Source organism: Pseudomonas sp. S1(2024) (genome assembly GCF_046557535.1).
Map to the genome: position 1 here is coordinate 1 of NZ_JBKGFP010000135.1, position 16,669 is coordinate 16,669.

General features: G+C 64.8%; 18 protein-coding genes. 8 read left to right on the plus strand and 10 right to left on the minus strand.

What is annotated here, in order from left to right:
- Positions 1–102: 102 nt before the first annotated feature.
- Together ACLCGK_RS31885 and ACLCGK_RS31890 are read right to left on the minus strand one after the other, a co-directional pair.
- The gene (locus ACLCGK_RS31885) at positions 103–375 is read right to left on the minus strand and encodes a hypothetical protein (RefSeq protein WP_013973013.1); all 273 of its coding nucleotides are present in this window, start codon (positions 373–375) and stop codon (positions 103–105) included.
- Positions 376–481: 106 nt separating this feature from the next.
- Positions 482–1,390 (minus strand): LysR family transcriptional regulator, encoded by a 909-nt coding sequence (locus tag ACLCGK_RS31890; RefSeq protein ID WP_003259239.1) that lies wholly within the window; start codon positions 1,388–1,390, stop codon positions 482–484.
- A gap of 124 nt (positions 1,391–1,514) precedes the next feature.
- On the opposite strand from ACLCGK_RS31890, the gene ACLCGK_RS31895 reads away from it, so the two are divergent.
- Together ACLCGK_RS31895 and ACLCGK_RS31900 are read left to right on the plus strand one after the other, a co-directional pair.
- Positions 1,515–2,249 (plus strand): SDR family NAD(P)-dependent oxidoreductase, encoded by a 735-nt coding sequence (locus tag ACLCGK_RS31895; protein ID WP_054572571.1) that lies wholly within the window; start codon positions 1,515–1,517, stop codon positions 2,247–2,249.
- A gap of 17 nt (positions 2,250–2,266) precedes the next feature.
- Positions 2,267–2,473, plus strand: coding sequence for a tautomerase family protein (locus tag ACLCGK_RS31900; protein WP_039615259.1), 207 nt, complete (start codon positions 2,267–2,269; stop codon positions 2,471–2,473).
- Between the two features lie 121 nt (positions 2,474–2,594).
- Here ACLCGK_RS31900 and ACLCGK_RS31905 read toward each other — a convergent pair whose 3' ends face one another.
- Positions 2,595–3,476 carry a LysR family transcriptional regulator gene (locus ACLCGK_RS31905; RefSeq protein ID WP_410953628.1) on the minus strand — a complete coding sequence of 294 codons (882 nt, stop codon included), beginning with the start codon at positions 3,474–3,476 and terminating at the stop codon, positions 2,595–2,597.
- 108 nt (positions 3,477–3,584) lie between these two features.
- On the opposite strand from ACLCGK_RS31905, the gene argC reads away from it, so the two are divergent.
- Together argC and ACLCGK_RS31915 are read left to right on the plus strand one after the other, a co-directional pair.
- Positions 3,585–4,526: an N-acetyl-gamma-glutamyl-phosphate reductase gene (gene argC / locus ACLCGK_RS31910; RefSeq protein WP_410953629.1), complete on the plus strand. Its 942-nt coding sequence runs from the start codon at positions 3,585–3,587 to the stop codon at positions 4,524–4,526.
- Between the two features lie 79 nt (positions 4,527–4,605).
- A complete protein-coding gene (locus ACLCGK_RS31915) occupies positions 4,606–5,292 on the plus strand; it encodes a GNAT family N-acetyltransferase (RefSeq protein ID WP_024087300.1) in 687 nt (228 codons plus the stop codon).
- 97 nt (positions 5,293–5,389) lie between these two features.
- On the opposite strand, the gene ACLCGK_RS31920 is transcribed toward ACLCGK_RS31915, so the two are convergent.
- The 5 genes from ACLCGK_RS31920 to ACLCGK_RS31940 form a co-directional block, all read right to left on the minus strand.
- Complete coding sequence (locus tag ACLCGK_RS31920; RefSeq protein WP_015270722.1) at positions 5,390–6,145, minus strand: ABC transporter permease; 756 nt, start codon at positions 6,143–6,145, stop codon at positions 5,390–5,392.
- Positions 6,145–7,350 carry an ABC transporter substrate-binding protein gene (locus ACLCGK_RS31925; protein ID WP_309668691.1) on the minus strand — a complete coding sequence of 402 codons (1,206 nt, stop codon included), beginning with the start codon at positions 7,348–7,350 and terminating at the stop codon, positions 6,145–6,147. The genes ACLCGK_RS31920 and ACLCGK_RS31925 overlap by 1 nt, the downstream gene beginning before the upstream one ends.
- Positions 7,337–8,158: an ABC transporter ATP-binding protein gene (locus ACLCGK_RS31930; protein ID WP_410953630.1), complete on the minus strand. Its 822-nt coding sequence runs from the start codon at positions 8,156–8,158 to the stop codon at positions 7,337–7,339. Before ACLCGK_RS31930 ends, ACLCGK_RS31925 begins: the two co-directional genes overlap by 14 nt.
- Positions 8,155–9,219 (minus strand): acyl-CoA dehydrogenase family protein, encoded by a 1,065-nt coding sequence (locus tag ACLCGK_RS31935; RefSeq protein ID WP_054572568.1) that lies wholly within the window; start codon positions 9,217–9,219, stop codon positions 8,155–8,157. The genes ACLCGK_RS31930 and ACLCGK_RS31935 overlap by 4 nt, the downstream gene beginning before the upstream one ends.
- Positions 9,220–9,318: 99 nt before the next feature.
- The gene (locus ACLCGK_RS31940; RefSeq protein ID WP_003259243.1) at positions 9,319–9,879 is read right to left on the minus strand and encodes a carboxymuconolactone decarboxylase family protein; all 561 of its coding nucleotides are present in this window, start codon (positions 9,877–9,879) and stop codon (positions 9,319–9,321) included.
- Positions 9,880–9,981: 102 nt separating this feature from the next.
- Here ACLCGK_RS31940 and ACLCGK_RS31945 point away from each other — a divergent pair, with 102 nt between their 5' ends.
- The gene (locus tag ACLCGK_RS31945; protein ID WP_410953631.1) at positions 9,982–10,893 is read left to right on the plus strand and encodes an AraC family transcriptional regulator; all 912 of its coding nucleotides are present in this window, start codon (positions 9,982–9,984) and stop codon (positions 10,891–10,893) included.
- Positions 10,894–11,021: 128 nt separating this feature from the next.
- On the opposite strand, the gene ACLCGK_RS31950 is transcribed toward ACLCGK_RS31945, so the two are convergent.
- Positions 11,022–11,561, minus strand: a complete 540-nt coding sequence (locus tag ACLCGK_RS31950) for an RrF2 family transcriptional regulator (protein WP_003259245.1) — start codon at positions 11,559–11,561, stop codon at positions 11,022–11,024.
- 258 nt (positions 11,562–11,819) lie between these two features.
- Between ACLCGK_RS31950 and ACLCGK_RS31955 the strand changes: the two genes are divergently transcribed.
- The gene (locus ACLCGK_RS31955; RefSeq protein ID WP_410953632.1) at positions 11,820–13,022 is read left to right on the plus strand and encodes an NAD(P)/FAD-dependent oxidoreductase; all 1,203 of its coding nucleotides are present in this window, start codon (positions 11,820–11,822) and stop codon (positions 13,020–13,022) included.
- A 167-nt stretch (positions 13,023–13,189) separates the two neighbouring features.
- On the opposite strand, the gene ACLCGK_RS31960 is transcribed toward ACLCGK_RS31955, so the two are convergent.
- Positions 13,190–14,596: a purine-cytosine permease family protein gene (locus tag ACLCGK_RS31960; protein WP_410953633.1), complete on the minus strand. Its 1,407-nt coding sequence runs from the start codon at positions 14,594–14,596 to the stop codon at positions 13,190–13,192.
- A 317-nt stretch (positions 14,597–14,913) separates the two neighbouring features.
- Here ACLCGK_RS31960 and ACLCGK_RS31965 point away from each other — a divergent pair, with 317 nt between their 5' ends.
- Together ACLCGK_RS31965 and ACLCGK_RS31970 are read left to right on the plus strand one after the other, a co-directional pair.
- On the plus strand, positions 14,914–15,399 hold the full coding sequence (locus tag ACLCGK_RS31965) for a flavin reductase family protein (RefSeq protein ID WP_003259250.1): 486 nt from the start codon (positions 14,914–14,916) through the stop codon (positions 15,397–15,399).
- A 75-nt stretch (positions 15,400–15,474) separates the two neighbouring features.
- The gene (locus ACLCGK_RS31970) at positions 15,475–16,515 is read left to right on the plus strand and encodes an LLM class flavin-dependent oxidoreductase (protein WP_054572566.1); all 1,041 of its coding nucleotides are present in this window, start codon (positions 15,475–15,477) and stop codon (positions 16,513–16,515) included.
- The last annotated feature ends 154 nt before the right edge of the window (positions 16,516–16,669 follow it).

Genomic DNA, 16,669 nt, shown 5'->3' on the forward strand with positions numbered 1-16,669 from the left:
CCCCTTGCGTGGAGAACCCCCCCCCCGCAGCACCCACGCTGCTTTTGAGCCTGTTGGAGATACTGTAGGAGCGGGTTTACCCGCGAAGAGGCCAGCAAGGGCTTACTTGCTACGTGCCTTGTTGTAGATAGTCTTGGCTTGGTCCGCCGAGGCCTGACACTGAGTCATATCGCCCTTGCTCTGAGCATCCTTGGCATTTTGCAGGTGGACTTTGAAGTCATGGGCCATGCCGCCATGCATTGCCTGGCCACTGGCCTTTTCGAAATCCTCAAGCTCCTTGATCTTGGCCGCACAGTTGCTCGCCGGGTCTGCGTGTGCGGCAAAACTGAGGACCGAGGCAATCACCAGCAAAGGTATGCATTTAGTGGATTTCATGGAGCGTTCTCCTGGAAAACCTGAGGGGTCGTCGAGATGACACTGGCTCGACGCAGCAAACAGCATAGTCGGCCATACGCCCCGGCGCCTCGGCTCAGCCCGGGGGCTATGCCCCCTCGGCAAACAGGAAATCGATGAACACCCGCACCCGCAACGGCATGTGCCGGGCCTGGGGGTAGATCAGCATGAACGGCCGCGAGGTGCCGCCAAACTCGGCGAGCACTTCCACCAGTTCGCCACTGGCCAGTGCGTCCTGCACGGTAAAGCGGTAAGCCTGCATCAGCCCGCCGCCGTGGCGCACCAGCGTGGCGGTGGCGAGGAAGTCGCCCAGGCAGGTGAACCCGCCCTGGGTTTCGATCTCCACCTGCTGGCCATCCTGAAGGAAGCTCCACGGCGGGCGGCGGCCACTGCTGGGCAGTTCGAACTGGATGCACTCATGCTGCAGCAAGTCGTGCGGTGTTCGTGGCGTGCCGGCACGGGCCAGGTAGCCCGGCGTGGCCACCACCACCAGTTCGGCATCTTCCAGGCGACGCGCCACCAGCCGCGAATCGGCCGGCTCGCGGCCACGAATGGCCAGGTCGAACGGCTCCTCTGCAAAGTCGACGTTGCGGTTGCTGACATGCACATCCACCTGCACCTTGGGGTAGCGCTGGCGAAACCGCGGCAGCAGCGGCAACAGCCGGTGATGAGCATAGGGCGTGGGTGCACTGATACGCAGCCGACCGCTCGGCTCGACCTGCCCGCCCGTGACCTGGCGCTCGGCCTCCACCAACTGCCCCAGTGCCTGCCGGCATTGCTGATAGTAGGCCTGGCCGGCTGCGGACAGGCGCATCTGCCGGGTGGTGCGGACAAACAGGCGCACACCCAGGCGCTCTTCCAGGCGCGCCACGCTGCGGCTGACCGCCGCCGGGGTAACGCCGGCTTCCGTGGCCGCAGCGGTGAAGCTGCCGCTGTCGGCGGCCAGGCAGAACAGTTCCAGGCTGCCCAGTTGCAGGTCATCGAAATGGCGGGTCATGTCGGCTCGATTGATTACATGATGTATTGATTGAAATGCCCAGCGCCTCATTTTTCAAGTGCTGTTTGCAACCTACAGTGGCTTCACACCGAGCCCATGGCTCACTTCACTGGAGATCATGCACATGAACACGCCACGCACCGTCATCATTACCGGGGCCTCGAGCGGCCTGGGTTTCGCCCTGGCCGAGGCCTTCCTCGAACGCGGCGACAACGTGGTCGGCAACGCCCGCAGCCAGGCCCGCCTTGAGCAAGCCGCCGCCCGCCTCGGCAACCCATCGCGCTTCATCGGCGTGGCTGGCGACATCGCCGAGCAGGGCACGGCCCAGCGCCTGTTCGCCAGCGCCGAGCAAGCCTTTGGCGGGGTCGACCTGCTGATCAACAACGCCGGCATCTTCATTGCCAAGCCGTTTGCCGAGTACAGCGAAGCGGATGTCGACGCCCTGGTCGGCACCAACCTCAAGGGCTTCTTCTACCCGGCCCAGGAAGCCGCGCGGATCATGACCAGGCAAGGGCATGGGCAGATCATCGCCATCACCGCCTCCATTGCCTTGCAACCGGACACCCGCGTGCCGGCCCTGCTGCCGGTACTGGTCAAGGGTGGCCTGAACCAGGCGGTGAAAGGCCTGGCACTGGAACTGGCAGCCAGCGGCGTGCAGGTGAATGCGGTGGCGCCGGGGATCATCGATACACCGCTGCATGGCGGCAATACGCAAGGCATGGGCGCGCTGTCACCCAGCGGCCGCACCGGCTCGCCACAGGATGTCGTGGATGCAGTGTTGTACCTGGCCGACTCACGCTTCGTCAGCGGCGTGATCCTGCCGGTGGATGGCGGTAGCACCGCTGGCACCTGGCATTAACAGAGGAGCGAGCAACCATGCCTTATGTCCATATTCGCGTGACCGATGAAGGCGTCAGTGCTGAGCACAAGCGCCAACTGATCGAACAGACGACCCGCATGCTGGAGCAGGTGCTGGGCAAGCCGCCGGCCAGTACCTTTGTGGTGATCGAGGAGGTGCCAACCGATAACTGGGGGGTTGGCGGCGAGACAGTGACGGCGGTGCGGGCCCGAGAGCGAGGGTGACCCCAGGGGCCGCCTTGCCGGCGATGAGGCCAAAACAGGCAACACAAGACAGTTGCTTCCACAGGATCACCACCGGCCTTGTGGGAGCTGGCTTGCCGGCGATTGGGCTGCACAGCAGCCCCTACTGGCGCAACCGCTCCAACGCCTGCAACACATACCCCGTGGCCCGCTCCACCTGCCCTTCCCGGCAGGCAATGCCCAGTTGCCGCCACAACCCCGGCCGCAGCGGCCGGCGGGCAATGCGCCGGTCCAGCTCGGCCGACTCCCCCTCCTGCGGCAGCAATGTCGCTCCATACCCGGCCCCGACCAGGCTCTTGATCGCATCGTTGTAGTTCAGCTCGATTCGCGGCTCAGGGTACAACCCCGCTGCCGCGAACCACTCGCCGGTCACCCGCGAAAGCTGGGTGCTGCTGTCGTTGAGGATCAACGCCCGCTGCGCCAGCCAGGCCGGCGTAACCTTGGCCGGTGGCTGCCAGTCGGCCGGCACGTAGGCCAGGATCGGGTCGCGCCGCCAGGGCGTAACCGCAAGCCCTTTACTGGCCACCTGTGGCAAGGCCACCAGGCCGATATCCAGCGTGCCCTCGCGCAAGCGCGCCAGCGAGGCCTGGGAGGTCAGCACCTGGACCTGCACATCGATCCCTGGGTGCACCGTACGCAGGTGCTCCAGCGCCTGCGGCAGCAAGTGGGCGATGGCACCGGTGGAGGCGCCCAGGCGCACCCGGCCGGTCAGGCCCTCGACCTGCCGGCGCACTTCATCCAGCGCCAGGTCGGCGTCGGCCAGCAGGCGTCGGGCACGGGCCAGCAGGGTTTCGCCGATGACCGTGGGCCGCACCTGGCCGCGGGTGCGGGTGAGCAACGGTGCGCCAATGCGCGCTTCCAGCTCGGCCACGTGCAGGCTGATGGTGGGCGGTGCCAGGTTGAGCTGGCGGGCGGCTTCGGCAAACGAGCCCAGGTCGGAGATGACCACCAAGGTGCGGAGGCGATCGAGGCTGATTTCGCGCATGGGCCAATCTCGTTCAGAAAAGATGAATATATCGATCATCATATTCAAATTTTCTTTACCAGAGCCACAAGCGAGCATAGGCCATCCCTACCCGACCGGACTTTGACCATGCACACACCTGTTGTCTTCATCGACGGTGACCAAGGCACCACCGGCCTGCAGATCCATGCCCGGCTGCAAGGCCGCAGCGATCTGCGCCTGCTGACCCTGCCCGAAGCCGAACGCAAAGACCCGCAACGCCGCCGCGAGGCAATCAACAGCGCCGACATCGCCCTGCTGTGCCTGCCCGACGATGCCGCCCGCGAGGCCGTGGCGGCGATCCACAACCCGCAAGTGCGGGTGATCGACGCAAGCTCCGCGCACCGCACCAGCCCAGGCTGGGTCTATGGCCTGCCGGAGCTCGACGAGCAGCAAGCCGAGCGCATCGCGCAGAGCAAGCGCGTCAGCAATCCCGGCTGCTACCCCACCGGCGCCATCGCCCTGTTGCGCCCACTGGTCAAGGCCGGCCTGCTGCCAGCGGACTACCCGCTGAACATCCACGCCATCTCCGGCTATTCCGGTGGTGGCCGCGCCGCAGTCGAACGGCATGAACAGCCCGCCGCCGGCAAAACCCCGGCCCTGCAACTGTACGGCCTGGAACTGGCGCACAAGCATGTGCCGGAAATCCAGCAGCACGCCGGGCTGTCGGCGCGGCCGATGTTCATGCCCGGTTACGGTGCCTACCGCCAGGGCATCGTGCTGAGCATCCCGCTGCAGTTGCGCCTGCTACCCGGCCAGGTCAGTGCCGAACAGCTGCAGGCCTGCCTGCAACAGCACTACCAGGGTGCCCGCCACGTCCAGCTGATGCCCCTGCACCAGCACGGCGCGGCGCCGAACCTCGACCCCGAGGCGTTGAACGACAGCAACGACCTGCGCCTGGCGCTTTACGCCAACCCTGAGCATGGCCAGGTGCTGCTGACCGCAGTGTTCGACAACCTCGGCAAAGGCGCCTCCGGTGCGGCGGTGCAAAACCTCGACCTGATGCTCGGTGCATTGCAGGTACAAGGCTGATCGGCAAAAACGGTTAGACTGTACAGCCCGCGCCCGCATGGCGCGGGCCGTCCATCTACCCGCCGGAGCCCGCCCCCCGATGTTCATCCTGAGCCGCCTCGACAGCGTGCCGCCTGAATCCTTCCAGAACCAGATCCGCGAACTGGTGATCCACCACGTCGGCGAACTGAGCAGTGTCGCCATCAGCGCCGACAACCCGCTGTACCCGCTGTACCAGTACGGCGTTGGCATGGAGGTGCACCAGTACCTGCAAGCACTGGACGGCACCCGCGGCCTGGCCGTGACGCTGACCCTGGCGCTGGATGCCGAAGAGCCAGACCAATTGCTGGGGTTTGCCCTGTCGCTGCCGGCCGAGGACGATGAACAGGCGTGCGCCCTGGCGTTCCTTGCCGTACGCGCCAGCCATCGACGCCAAGGCATCGCCCGCGCCCTGCTGGGCGACCTGCAGGCACGCCATGCCTGCGTCGAGCTGAATGCCTTTGCCAGCCAGGTACCGTGGTTCGAGGCGATGGGCATGCAGGTGGTGGCCGCCAATGGGCCGCAGGTACTGATGAGTAGTACCGGGCGGGCTAGCGGCGCGCTGATCGGGCGACTGGATATTGCGCCGATCTACCAGACGGCGGAAGTGATGCAGATCCATACCTACCTGCTCAACCAGCAGGGTGAGGATGCGATGATCGAAGCGGAACAGATGCGGGATGAGCGGCTGGACGAGCTGACCGCTCAGGCCCAGGAGTGTGTACGGCAGCGCAAGACCGTGCATTGATCCAAGGGCCTGTTCGCGGGCTCGCCCGCTCCCACAGGGATGTCACAAGGCCAAACTGTGGGAGCGGGCAAGCCCGCGAAGAAGCCCCACTGGCCCCTCAACCATGCACCCAACGCCGATGCAGCCCACGCGCCAGGGCATCCAGCACAAACCCCAGTACCCCGATCAGCAGCACCATCGCCATCAGCTCGGAATACGCCAGCCGGTCGCGGGTATCGAGAATGAAGTACCCCAGCCCCGCACTCACCCCGAGCATTTCGCACGGCACCAGCACGATCCACAGGATGCCGATGGCCAGGCGCACGCCGGTCAGCACATGGCCGATCACCCCGGGCACGATCACCTTGCACAAGGTCTCCCGGCGCGTGGCACTCAAACTGCGGCTCAACTGCAACCAGCGTGGGTCCAGCTGCCTTACCCCGGCCGCCGTGTTCAACAAGATCGGCCACAATGCGGCAAACGCCAGCAGGAAGTAGATAGGCTGGTCCCCCACGCCCATCAGCATCACCACCACCGGCATCCACGACAGCGGCGAGATCATGCGCAGGAACTGGAACGCCGGCGTGGTCGCCGCCTCCAGGTGCCGGTAGCTGCCCACCAGCAAGCCCAGCGGCACGCCGATCAGCAGCGCCAGCAGCAGCCCGACCAGGATACGTTTGAGGCTGACCCAGATATGCCCGTACACCTCGCCCTGCCCCAGCAACTCGACCAGGCTGGCCAGGGTCGCTGCCGGCGAAAAGCGCGCCGACAGGCCATCGGCCTGGCCGAACAGCGCGACACCGGCCCACCACAACAGCAACAGACCCAGCAACCCGGCCAGCCCCAGGCCGGCATGAACGACATGCGTGCGCATCAGACCGCGAACTCCTCGCTACGCTCGAAGTTATCGGCGATGCCGAACACCGACGGCCCGCCAACGGTAGCAATGGCGTTGCGCACGAAGCGGTCGTCGACCAGGTCGCGGGCGGTCTGTGCCGGGTCCAGGCCGGCCAGGAACGCGCTGTCGCCCTCGATCAGGGTGGTTTTCAGGCGCTTGACCAGTTCTTCGGTGTAGCTGGGGAACGGGTAAGGCTGGAAATCGATGCGCTTTTCGTCCCACTGCTGGTGGCGAATGGCGCCACTGGCAATATAACCGGCCCGGTCCTCGGCGGCCGGGGCCAGCACTTTGCCGAGCACCGCTGGTTCATGCGGGGTGTACTTGTTGGGGCCGGCCTTGGACAACAATGCGGCGGCCTCGGCGCGGTGGTCACGGGTCCAGTGCTGGGCCTTGACGATGGCGTTGACCACCTTCTGCGACCACTCCGGGCGGTTGTTCAGGTCGTGCTCGTGCATGAACACCACGCAGCAGGCGTGGTTGCGCCACACATCGCCGGTAAAGCGCTGCACGCGGCCAACCTTGAGGTTCTCGGCCAGAGCGTTGAAGGGCTCGGCGACGATATAGCCAGCGATGCGCTTGCTGGCCAGTGCAGGCGGCATGTCGGACGGCGGCAGCACCAGCAGGTTGACTTCGTTGCCGGCCAGTGGCGCATTGGCCGGCTTCGACACCGGGGTCAGGCCGTTGTCGTTGAGCATCTGTTGCAGCACGACGTTGTGGATCGAGTACCAGAACGGGATAGCCACGGTCTTGCCGCCCAGCTGTTTCATGTCGCTGATGTCCGGGGCCACGGTCAGGCCCGAACCGCCCACGTGGTTCCAGGCCACCACCTTGGCCGGCACCTTGCTGGCGTAGCGGGCCCACACGGTCATCGGCGACAGCAGGTGGATGACGTTGACCTGGCCGGAGATGAACGCTTCGATCACCTGCGCCCAGCTGCGCAGCAGCACCGGGCGCTCGGCCTTGATGCCTTCGGCCTCGAACAGGCCGTTGTTGTGCGCCACCAGCAGTGGCGTGGCGTCGGTGATCGGCAGGTAGCCAATACGCACCGGCGCGTCCGGCTCGGCGGCGGCCCGGGCCTGCAGGCTCGACAGCAACGGCAGTGCTCCGGCGGCCGTGAGCATGGCACCTAGCTTGAGGAAATCGCGACGCGAAGAAGAGGAACAGCAGTCATCCATGCACATGGACAGCCTCCGAGGGCAACGGGGTTGGGGTAGGTTCGACTGTGCGGCTTGCCCGCCGAAGGGTTTTGAGGATTTCGATGCGCAAGGCGCCCAGTTCCTCGACCCGCTGCGTCCGTGGTTGCGGCAGGTCGATGTGCCACTGGCCGAGGGTGTGCGCTGGGTGGTTGCCCAGTAGCAGGACCCGGTCGGACAGCAGCAGGGCTTCGTCGATATCGTGGGTGATCAGCACCGCTGCCGTGTTGTGGGTGGCGATCAGTTGCAGCAGCAGTTGCTGCATGTCGGCCCGGGTCACTTCATCCAGCGCGCCGAACGGCTCGTCGAGCAACAGCACTTCGGGCTGGCGGGCCAGGCAGCGGGCCAGCGCGGTGCGCTGGGCCATGCCGCCGGACAACTGCGCCGGGTACTGGCCACGGGCATGGGCCAGGCCCACGGCGGCAATTGCATGGTCGATGCGTGCGCGCCGTTCGGCGGCGGCAAGTTTTGGCTGGCGGGCGAAGTCCAGGCCGAAGGCAACGTTTTTCTCAAGGCTCAACCAGGGCAACAGGCTCGGGTCCTGGAAGGCCACCGCCAGGCGTGGGTGCGGGCCCTGCAGCGGCTGGCCGTGCAGGGTCACGCTGCCACCGCGGGGCTGCTGCAGGCCGGCCAGCACCCGCAGCAGGCTGGACTTGCCGACCCCGCTGGGGCCGAGGATGGACACCACTTCGCCGGGTGCCAGCTGCAGGTCGAACTGTGCCAGCACCGCCTGCCAGCCACCCTCGCGCGGGTAGCCCAGGCTGATGTCGCGGGCTTCGAGCAACACTGGGCTCATGCCGCGCCCGCCTGGCGTTGCAGTTCGGCGCGCAGCTGCACCAGGCTGGGCGTGACGATCGGCACGAAGGCCGACTCGCGCCAGCGGCGGGCAAAGCCTTCACCGTACTCGCTTAGGTAGGCCTTGCCACCACTGGCCTGCAACTCCAGCTGTACGGCGTCGGCAGCGCTTTCGGCCAGGGTGATGCGCAGCTTGAACAAGGCTGCCGGCTGCTGCTGGAAGCGGCCATCGAGCAGGCCCTGCTTGAGCTCGTTCACGGTGTTTTCCAAGCGTTCGCTGAGCACCTGACGTGCTTCGTCGAGGAATGAGGCACGGCCATGCAGGTGTGCCTGCACTTCCGCCAGCGCCCGCCGCGCCAGGCCAATGGCCATGCCGCACTGCAGCGCCAGGAACGCCGGGCGTACCCGGGGCAGGAACTCGCGGGCATTTTCGTGCAGCAACCAGCCACGCTGCAATTGCACCTGGTGGAAGGCCAGTGCTGCGGTGTTGCTCGACTGCAGGCCCATCAGCTGCAGGTCGTCGGAACGCTCCAGGCCCTGTGCGTCGGACGGGATGGCCAGCACGAACGGTGCACCACCGGCTTCATCTTCGATAGCCGCAGCCACCACGAAGCCGCTTTTGCGCAAGTTGGTCACCCAGTGCAGGCGCCCTTCCAGCTGCCAACCATCGGTTTGCGGGCGGCCACGCACCTGCAGCGCTTCAATGCCGGACAAGAACTTCATGGCGTTGGACAGCCCGGTGGCGCCGGCCAGTTCGCCAGTCAGCAGGCGCGGCAGCAGGCGCTCGCGCAGGGGCTGGTTGGGGCTGTGCAACAGGTATTCGATGAAGGCGCGCTGGCCCCAGCAAACGAACGCCGCTGCCAGCGAGCGGCTGGCGATCGCGGCGATGGCCTCGACCGCGTCGCTCACCTGCCCGCCCGTGCCGCCCAGGGCCGGGTCGACACCGACGCGCAGCAGCTGCGATTCGGCGATTTGCGCCAGCACCAGCTGCGGCTCGCATTGGCCCCGGTCAATGGCCTCGGCATTGGCATCCAGCCATTGTCGAAATGCACAATCTTGCATGGTCTTGCTCCTTTGAAAACGCCGGGGCCGCCTGGCGGCCCATTCGCGGCACAAGGCCGCTCCTACACCGATCGCGGTACGACCGGTGTCACACGCAGATCATGCAGAAGGTTGCCAGCGGTACTTGCCGAGCTCGTCATTGAGCGGCGTCTGGGCGAACACATTAGCAAAGTTGCACAGGGTTGCGAGGCTCACGCCCAGAATCACCTCCAGGGCGTTGCCTTCGCTGAAACCGGCTGCGCGGAAGGCCTGGTAAGTGGCCTCGCTGACATTGCCACGGGTGGCGATGACTTCGCGGGCGAACGCGGCCAGGGTTTCATACCGGGCATCGGGCAGCTCGCCACGGGCACGCAGGGCATCGACCACCTCCTGCGGCAGCTTGGCCTTGTTCAGGGCCACGGCCGTGTGGCCGGCCACGCAGAAGTCGCAGCCATGCTGGGTGGCGGCAATCAGTTGCACCACTTCACGCTCGGCCAGGCTCAGTTCGGCTTTGCCGTTGAGTGCCGAAACGGTCACGTAGGTTTCCAGCGCCGCCGGGGCATTGGCCAGCACGCCCAGCAGGTTGGGGATGAAGCCGGAATTCTTCTGGGCGTTCTCGAGGAACGGACGGGCCGCTTCCGGGGCGCTCTGCAGCGTGTGTAAAGTAATGCGCGAGGACATGGAGTGGTCTCCTTTGATGGGTGTCACTACAGTCTGTTGGTTATAAGAACTACCCTCCATATTCATCAGTCGCCTTTCCTTGCTCTTGAGTCTTTGCATTAGATGATTTCGTCCAGCCACCTTGTCGATTGGTTATTAGAGGGCCTGGAGCTCGATGCCAGCCTGTTTCATGTGGGCCGCTACTGCGGCGGCTGGCACGCCAGCACCGAAGGCATGGGCCGGGCCAGCTTCCACCTGGTGGTGCAAGGGCATTGCTGGCTGCACATCGATGGCCAGCCCGAGGCACTGCGCCTGGAGGCCGGCGATGCGGTGTTCCTGCTGCGCGACCTCGGCTATCGCCTGGCCAGCGACCAGGACCCTGCCAGTGCCTGCGCCCAGCCACGCCAGCAGATGCAGGCCATGGACGTTGATGCGGTCGATGGCGTGGGCCTGGTATGTGGTTTCTTCCACTTCAGGCCGGGGTTGTCGGCGCTGATCGTCGACGGCCTGGCCGACTGGATATTGCTGCGCGCCGATGAACCGGCCGGGCATGCGGCGCGGGCGTTGTTCGAGCTGATCCTGGAGGAGTGCCGGCGCGCCGCCGGGCCTTCCCAGGCGTTGCTGGAGCGGCTGACGCACTTGCTGTTCCTGTATGTGCTACGCCAGCAGGTGCATGCCGGGCAATCGCTGGGCGGGCTGGTCGCCCTCGCCCGGCAACCGGCGTTTGCCGGTTTGCTGGAGCAGTTGATCGAGCAACCGGGGCAAGCGTGGACGCTGGAAAGCATGGCCGCCTGTACCGGGTTGTCGCGGTCGGCGTTTTTCAAGCGTTTCAATGAACTGGCCGGACAGTCGCCGGGGCAAGTACTGCTGGCGCTGCGGATGCGCCTTGCCAGTCAGTTGCTGCGCACGGGGCATACCGTGGAGCAGGTGGGGGCACAGGTGGGGTATCAGTCAGTGGCGGCGTTTACCCGGGCGTTTGCCAAGGCGGTGGGGCTGCAGCCGGGGGCGTATCGGCGGCAGCATGAGGGGCGCTGAACGCGTTATTCCTGTACCGGCCTCTTCGCGGGCTCGCCCGCTCCCACAGTTACCCCACAGATTTCAGCAATTGTGCGATTCCTGTGGGAGCGGGCAAGCCCGCGAAGAGGCCGGTGCAGGCAGCAGATTCAGACCTGACTGACCGGAATATCCCCTGCCCCTTTGCCCTCCCGCCGCTCACCCATCCAGGCATTGACCTTCTGCCCGAACTCGGCCGGCGCCTTGCGCCCGAACCGCCGCGCCAGATCTAGGATGGTCTGCTGCGCCAGGGCCTCTTCCATGCGCTTCTGCGCACCCAGCATCACCGCGTGGATCGCGCAGGTGCCCTCGGTCGCCCAACCCGGCGGCGAACCCTCGAACAGGCTGCAACGCTCGCGAACTTCGCGGCAGTCGAAGATCTTCTTCGGCCCGTCGATGGCATTGACGATATCCAGCACGGTGATTTCATCCGACGGCCGCGCCAGCCGGAAGCCGCCACGCACGCCCTCGGTGGCGGCCACCAGACCGGCACGGGCCAGCTTGGTGAATACCTTGGCCAGGTACTCCTGGGGTACACCCTGCAACTCCGCCAGGTCGCGCACGCTGGACTCGCGCGAGTCGCCCCGCTCGTCCACCAGGAACAGCAGGCAATGGATACCGTATTCGACGCCAGCACTGTAGAGCGACATATCTATCTCCGACCAATCTTGTCGCAAATGATACGCCGATAGTATCCGCACCGCAAAGCGCAAAGCTGCCGTCTGTCGGCCTTGTTTATCCCTTAAGCCCAGTAAATACAGCTATTAGAGCCGTGAAATGGTCATGCGGAGTGTCGGCATGTGGGAAAAAAGACTTGCACACACAAACTACGATCAATACAGTCGTAGTTATTCGAGAGGCACACAACCCGCCCTCGAAGCCCCTTTCGAACCTTGCGGAGCACCTTCATGAAATCGAACATCCTCATCATCGGTGCCGGCTTTGCCGGTGTATGGAGCGCCCTGAGCGCTGCGCGCCTGCTCGATCAGGCCCAGCGCGCCGACATCAACGTCAGCGTCCTCGCTCCACAGCCTGAACTGCGCATCCGCCCGCGCTTTTACGAGGCCGACGTGCACGGCATGAAGGCCCCGCTGGGCGAGCTGTTCCAAGCAGTGGGCATTCACTTCATCCCGGGCAATGCCGACAGCATCGATACCGAAGGGCGCAGCGTCAGCTACACCAACGCCCAGGGGCACCGGCAACAGATCGCCTACGACCGCCTGATCCTCGCCGCAGGCAGCCAGGTCGCACGCCCGGCAGTGCCTGGCCTGGCCGAACATGCGTTCGATGTCGACCAGATGGAATCGGCCATGCGCCTGGAACAGCACCTGGTCGGTCTTGCCGCCCAGCCCGCTTCGCCTGCACGCAACACTGTGGTGGTCTGTGGCGGTGGCTTCACAGGTATTGAAACCGCCACGGAAATGCCTGCCCGCCTGCGTGCCATCCTCGGTGCCAGTGCAGCGGTGCGGGTGGTGGTGGTCGACCGCGGTGCGCAAGTTGGTGCGGCGCTGGGCGCCGGTATCACGCCGTCGATCATCGCCGCCTGCGAACAGGCCGGGGTCGAGTGGAAGGCCGGAGCCTCGGTGGTGGCTGTCGATGCCGGTGGCGTTACCCTGGACAACGGCGACCATATCGCCAGCAACACCGTGATCTGGACCGTTGGCGTGAAGGCCAGCCCGTTGACCGCACAGGTTGCCGGCGAGCGTGACAACTTCGGCCGGCTGAAAGTGGACGGCCACCTGAAGGTGCTCGGCCAGGACCATGTGTACGCGACGGGCGACACCGCCTGGGCCGCTGTGGACGAACTGGGCAACCACGCCCTGATGACCTGCCAGCACGCCATCCCCATGGGCCGCCACTCCGGCAACAACGCCGCGGCCGACCTGCTCGGCCTGCAGCCGGTGGTGTACCGCCAGCCCAAGTACGTCACCTGCCTGGACCTGGGCGAATGGGGCGCGACGTTCAGCGAGGGTTGGGACCGCGAACTGAAGCTGCACGGCCAGGAAGGCAAAGACCTCAAGCGCCAGATCAACTCGGTGTGGATCTACCCGCCAGCGGCTGATCGCGCCCTGGCACTGGCCGCTGCCGACCCGCTGATCGCGATCGTCTGATCGCAGCGAGGTGCAAGCTGAAACAACCGGGGCCACATTGTGGCCCTTCGCGGGCATGCCCGCTCCCACAGGGATAGTGCAGCCTGCAAGGGCAACATGAAACCTGTGGGAGCTGGCTTGCCGGCGATGGGCTGCAAAGCAGCCCCTGTTACAGCAACGCCAATCTGTCAGTCATTGACACTCACAACCCGCCCCGCCTTCTCGGCAGCCTTGCCCCGGGTCGCCAGGCAGTAATACAGCGGCACCGTCACCAGCAAGCCGAACAGCCACGACAGATCAGCCCCTTCGACGATATTGGAATACGGCCCCACATACAGCGACGTGTTGGCAAACGGCAACTGCACCAGGATGCCGCAGGCATAGGCAATGATCGCGTGGTGGTTGAAGCGGCCATAGATGCCGCCGTCAGCACTGAAGATCGAGGCGATGTCGTACTGGCCCTTCTTGATCAGGTAGAAGTCGATCAGGTTGATCGACGCCCATGGCACCAGCACCAGCAGCAGTGCCAGGATCAGGCCGATGAACTGGCCGATGAAGTCCGCCGAGGCATTCAGCGCTACCAGGCCGCAGCCCACCAGAATCACCGAAGCCAGCACCACCCGCACCTTGATGCTCGGCGTCCACTCGGCGACGAAGGTCTGGATCGCGGTGACGATCGACAGCACCGCGCCATACAGGTTGAGGGCGTTGTGGCTGATGATGTTGAGCAGGAACAGCACCATCAGGATCGGGCCCAGCCAGCCGGTGGCCTGCTTGACCGCATCCATTGCATCGGTGCCTTCCGGCACGCAAAGCACCGCCACCGCACCAAAGCTGAAGCACAGGATCGTGCCCAGGGTAGCGCCGAAGTAGGTGGCCCAGAACGGCTTTGCAATGCCCACTTCACGCGGCAGGTAGCGCGAATAGTCGGAGGTATACGGCGAGAAGCTGATCTGCCAGATGGTGCCCAGCGACACGGTGGCGATGAAGCCCGACAGGTTGAACCCGCCGCGGCTGAAGAAGTCGGCCGGCAGTTCCTGGGCGAACATCATGATGAAGCCGGCCAGCAGCGCCGAACCCATCACCCAGGTACCGATGCGGTTGAGGATGTGAATGAAACGGTAGCCGATCACACCAATGGCGGTGGCACTCAGCGCACCGATCACGATCGCGCCGGGCATCGGCACGCTCGGAGTGATGCCGTGGATGGTCTTGCCCGCCAGGACGATGTTGGAAATGAAGAAGCCGACATAGATCAGCGCGGTGAAGAACACGATCAGCAAGGCGCCGTAGCGGCCGAACTGGCCACGGCTCTGCACCATCTGCGGAATGCCCAGCTGCGGTCCCTGCGCAGAGGCAAGGGCAATGACCACGCCCCCGACCAGATGGCCCAGCACGATGGCGACCAGCCCCCATAACAGGTTCAGGTGGAACACCTGGACCACCATGGCGCCGGTGACGATGGGCAGTGGCGCGATGTTGGTACTGAACCAGAGGGTGAACAGGTCGCGCGCCTTCCCGTGGCGCTCGGCAGGTGGAACGTAATCGACCGTGTGATTCTCGACAAACTGGTGTTGCGACGACGGTTGGGACATAGGATTCAGCTCGAAAGGTCGTTTTTATCTTTGTAAGGAAACCGCATCTAGGCGGCCTCTCAGCTGCGGACCATATTATGGTATTCCAAACTTTTGACAACACTGATCCGTAGGAAAAAACGCCCACTGATCCGCTCGCGCAACCCCTGCGGCAAACCGCCTCACCGCTCAAGCCCAAGGTATACGGGGGCTTGAGCCGTTCATCGCGCAACACCCCCGCTTGAAAATTCCGCTTGCAAAATAGGTATTACGGTATACCATCAGACACATCAACGATAAAAACCGCGGACCACCGCAGCCCTATAGAGGTACACCAGATGATCGACGCAACCGTCTACAAGCATGTCCTGGGCTCCTTCCCGTCCGGCGTTACCGTCATCACCACCCTGGACGACGATGGCTCGGTCGTCGGTCTGACCGCCAGCGCCTTTTCCTCCCTGTCGATGGACCCGCCGCTGGTGCTGTTCTGCCCCAACTACACCTCCGACTCCTACCCCGTGCTGATCAGGCAGAAGCGCTTCGCCATTCATCTGTTGTCCGGTGAACAGCAGGCCGAAGCCTATGCGTTCGCCAAGAAGGGCAAGGACAAGGCCAGCGGTATCGAGTGGTCCCTGAGCGAACTGGGCAACCCGATCCTGGCCGGTGCCACCGCAGTCATCGAATGCGAACTGTGGCGCGAATACGAAGGTGGCGACCACGCCATCATGGTCGGCAAGGTACACAACCTGATCGTCCCTGAAGAGGCGCCACGGCCGATGGTGTACTGCCGCGGCAAGATGGCCAGCCTGCCGGCCTTTGCCTGAAGCCTATTCTGAATCGAGACCGCTGGTGCCAACCCTGCCAGGCGCCAGCCCCTTTCAAGCGTTGAGGAAAGCCCCATGAAATTTTCGTTGTTCGTGCACATGGAACGTTGGGATGAACAGGTCAGCCACCGCCAGCTGTTCGAAGACCTGACCGAACTGACCCTGATGGCCGAGCACGGCGGTTTCAGCACCGTGTGGATCGGCGAACACCACGCCATGGAATACACCATTTCGCCAAGCCCGATGCCGCTGCTGGCCTACCTGGCTGCGCGCACCGACAAGATCCGCCTGGGCGCCGGCACCATCATCGCGCCGTTCTGGAACCCGATCCGCGTGGCGGGCGAATGCGCCCTGCTCGACGTGATCAGCAAGGGCCGCATGGAGGTGGGCCTGGCCCGTGGCGCCTACCAGTTCGAATTCGACCGCATGGCAGGTGGCATGCCGGCCACCGACGGCGGCAAGGCTCTGCGTGAAATGGTGCCGGTGGTGCGCAAGCTGTGGGAAGGCGACTACGCCCATGACGGCGAAGTGTACAAGTTCCCCACGTCCACCAGCGTGCCGAAGCCCTACAACGCCGTACCGCCGATGTGGATCGCCGCCCGCGACCCGGACTCGCACAACTTCGCCGTGGCCAATGGTTGCAACGTCATGGTCACCCCACTGATGAAGGGTGACGAGGAAGTGCTGGACCTGAAGAACAAGTTCCAGGCCGCCCTGGACAACAACCCGGGCGTGCCACGCCCGCAACTGATGGTGCTGCGCCACACCCACGTGCACAGCCCGGCCGAGCCGGAAGGCTGGAAAGTTGGCGCCCAGGCCATCTCGCGCTTCTACCGCACCTTCGATGCCTGGTTCGGCAACAAGACCACCCCGGTCAACGGCTTCCTCGAGCCGAGCCCGGAATCGAAGTTCGCCGAAGTGCCGGCGTTCGAGCTGGAGAACATCCGCAAGAACACCATGATCGGCACGCCGGAAGAGATCATCGCGCGTATCAAGTACTACCAGGAACTCGGCGTCGACGAGTTCAGCTTCTGGTGCGACAACAGCCTGCCCCACGCCGAGAAGAAGAAATCGCTGGAGCTGTTCATCAAGGAAGTGGTGCCGGCGTTCGCCTGATTTCCCATTGCCTGAAACATTGCGGGACGCGCCCGCTCCCGTGGGCCCTGCGGCCCGCGTGAGCGGGCTTTTTTTTGAAGCCTGCACCGGCTTTTTCGCGGGCTTGCCCGCTCCCACATGGACAGCACAGGCCATGAATGCCGTGCGATCCCTG

What these genes read in the sequence shown, in the direction of transcription:
- ACLCGK_RS31915 (WP_024087300.1), top strand. Translation starts at nt 4,606, where the DNA reads ATGTTCATCCTGAGCCGCCTCGACAGCGTGCCGCCTGAATCCTTCCAG.
- ACLCGK_RS31925 (WP_309668691.1), bottom strand. Translation starts at nt 7,350, where the DNA reads ATGTGCATGGATGACTGCTGTTCCTCTTCTTCGCGTCGCGATTTCCTC.
- argC (WP_410953629.1), top strand. Translation starts at nt 3,585, where the DNA reads ATGCACACACCTGTTGTCTTCATCGACGGTGACCAAGGCACCACCGGC.
- ACLCGK_RS31890 (WP_003259239.1), bottom strand. Translation starts at nt 1,390, where the DNA reads ATGACCCGCCATTTCGATGACCTGCAACTGGGCAGCCTGGAACTGTTC.
- ACLCGK_RS31945 (WP_410953631.1), top strand. Translation starts at nt 9,982, where the DNA reads ATGATTTCGTCCAGCCACCTTGTCGATTGGTTATTAGAGGGCCTGGAG.
- ACLCGK_RS31950 (WP_003259245.1), bottom strand. Translation starts at nt 11,561, where the DNA reads ATGTCGCTCTACAGTGCTGGCGTCGAATACGGTATCCATTGCCTGCTG.
- ACLCGK_RS31920 (WP_015270722.1), bottom strand. Translation starts at nt 6,145, where the DNA reads ATGCGCACGCATGTCGTTCATGCCGGCCTGGGGCTGGCCGGGTTGCTG.
- ACLCGK_RS31885 (WP_013973013.1), bottom strand. Translation starts at nt 375, where the DNA reads ATGAAATCCACTAAATGCATACCTTTGCTGGTGATTGCCTCGGTCCTC.
- ACLCGK_RS31900 (WP_039615259.1), top strand. Translation starts at nt 2,267, where the DNA reads ATGCCTTATGTCCATATTCGCGTGACCGATGAAGGCGTCAGTGCTGAG.
- ACLCGK_RS31935 (WP_054572568.1), bottom strand. Translation starts at nt 9,219, where the DNA reads ATGCAAGATTGTGCATTTCGACAATGGCTGGATGCCAATGCCGAGGCC.
- ACLCGK_RS31930 (WP_410953630.1), bottom strand. Translation starts at nt 8,158, where the DNA reads ATGAGCCCAGTGTTGCTCGAAGCCCGCGACATCAGCCTGGGCTACCCG.
- ACLCGK_RS31905 (WP_410953628.1), bottom strand. Translation starts at nt 3,476, where the DNA reads ATGCGCGAAATCAGCCTCGATCGCCTCCGCACCTTGGTGGTCATCTCC.
- ACLCGK_RS31965 (WP_003259250.1), top strand. Translation starts at nt 14,914, where the DNA reads ATGATCGACGCAACCGTCTACAAGCATGTCCTGGGCTCCTTCCCGTCC.
- ACLCGK_RS31895 (WP_054572571.1), top strand. Translation starts at nt 1,515, where the DNA reads ATGAACACGCCACGCACCGTCATCATTACCGGGGCCTCGAGCGGCCTG.
- ACLCGK_RS31955 (WP_410953632.1), top strand. Translation starts at nt 11,820, where the DNA reads ATGAAATCGAACATCCTCATCATCGGTGCCGGCTTTGCCGGTGTATGG.
- ACLCGK_RS31960 (WP_410953633.1), bottom strand. Translation starts at nt 14,596, where the DNA reads ATGTCCCAACCGTCGTCGCAACACCAGTTTGTCGAGAATCACACGGTC.
- ACLCGK_RS31940 (WP_003259243.1), bottom strand. Translation starts at nt 9,879, where the DNA reads ATGTCCTCGCGCATTACTTTACACACGCTGCAGAGCGCCCCGGAAGCG.
- ACLCGK_RS31970 (WP_054572566.1), top strand. Translation starts at nt 15,475, where the DNA reads ATGAAATTTTCGTTGTTCGTGCACATGGAACGTTGGGATGAACAGGTC.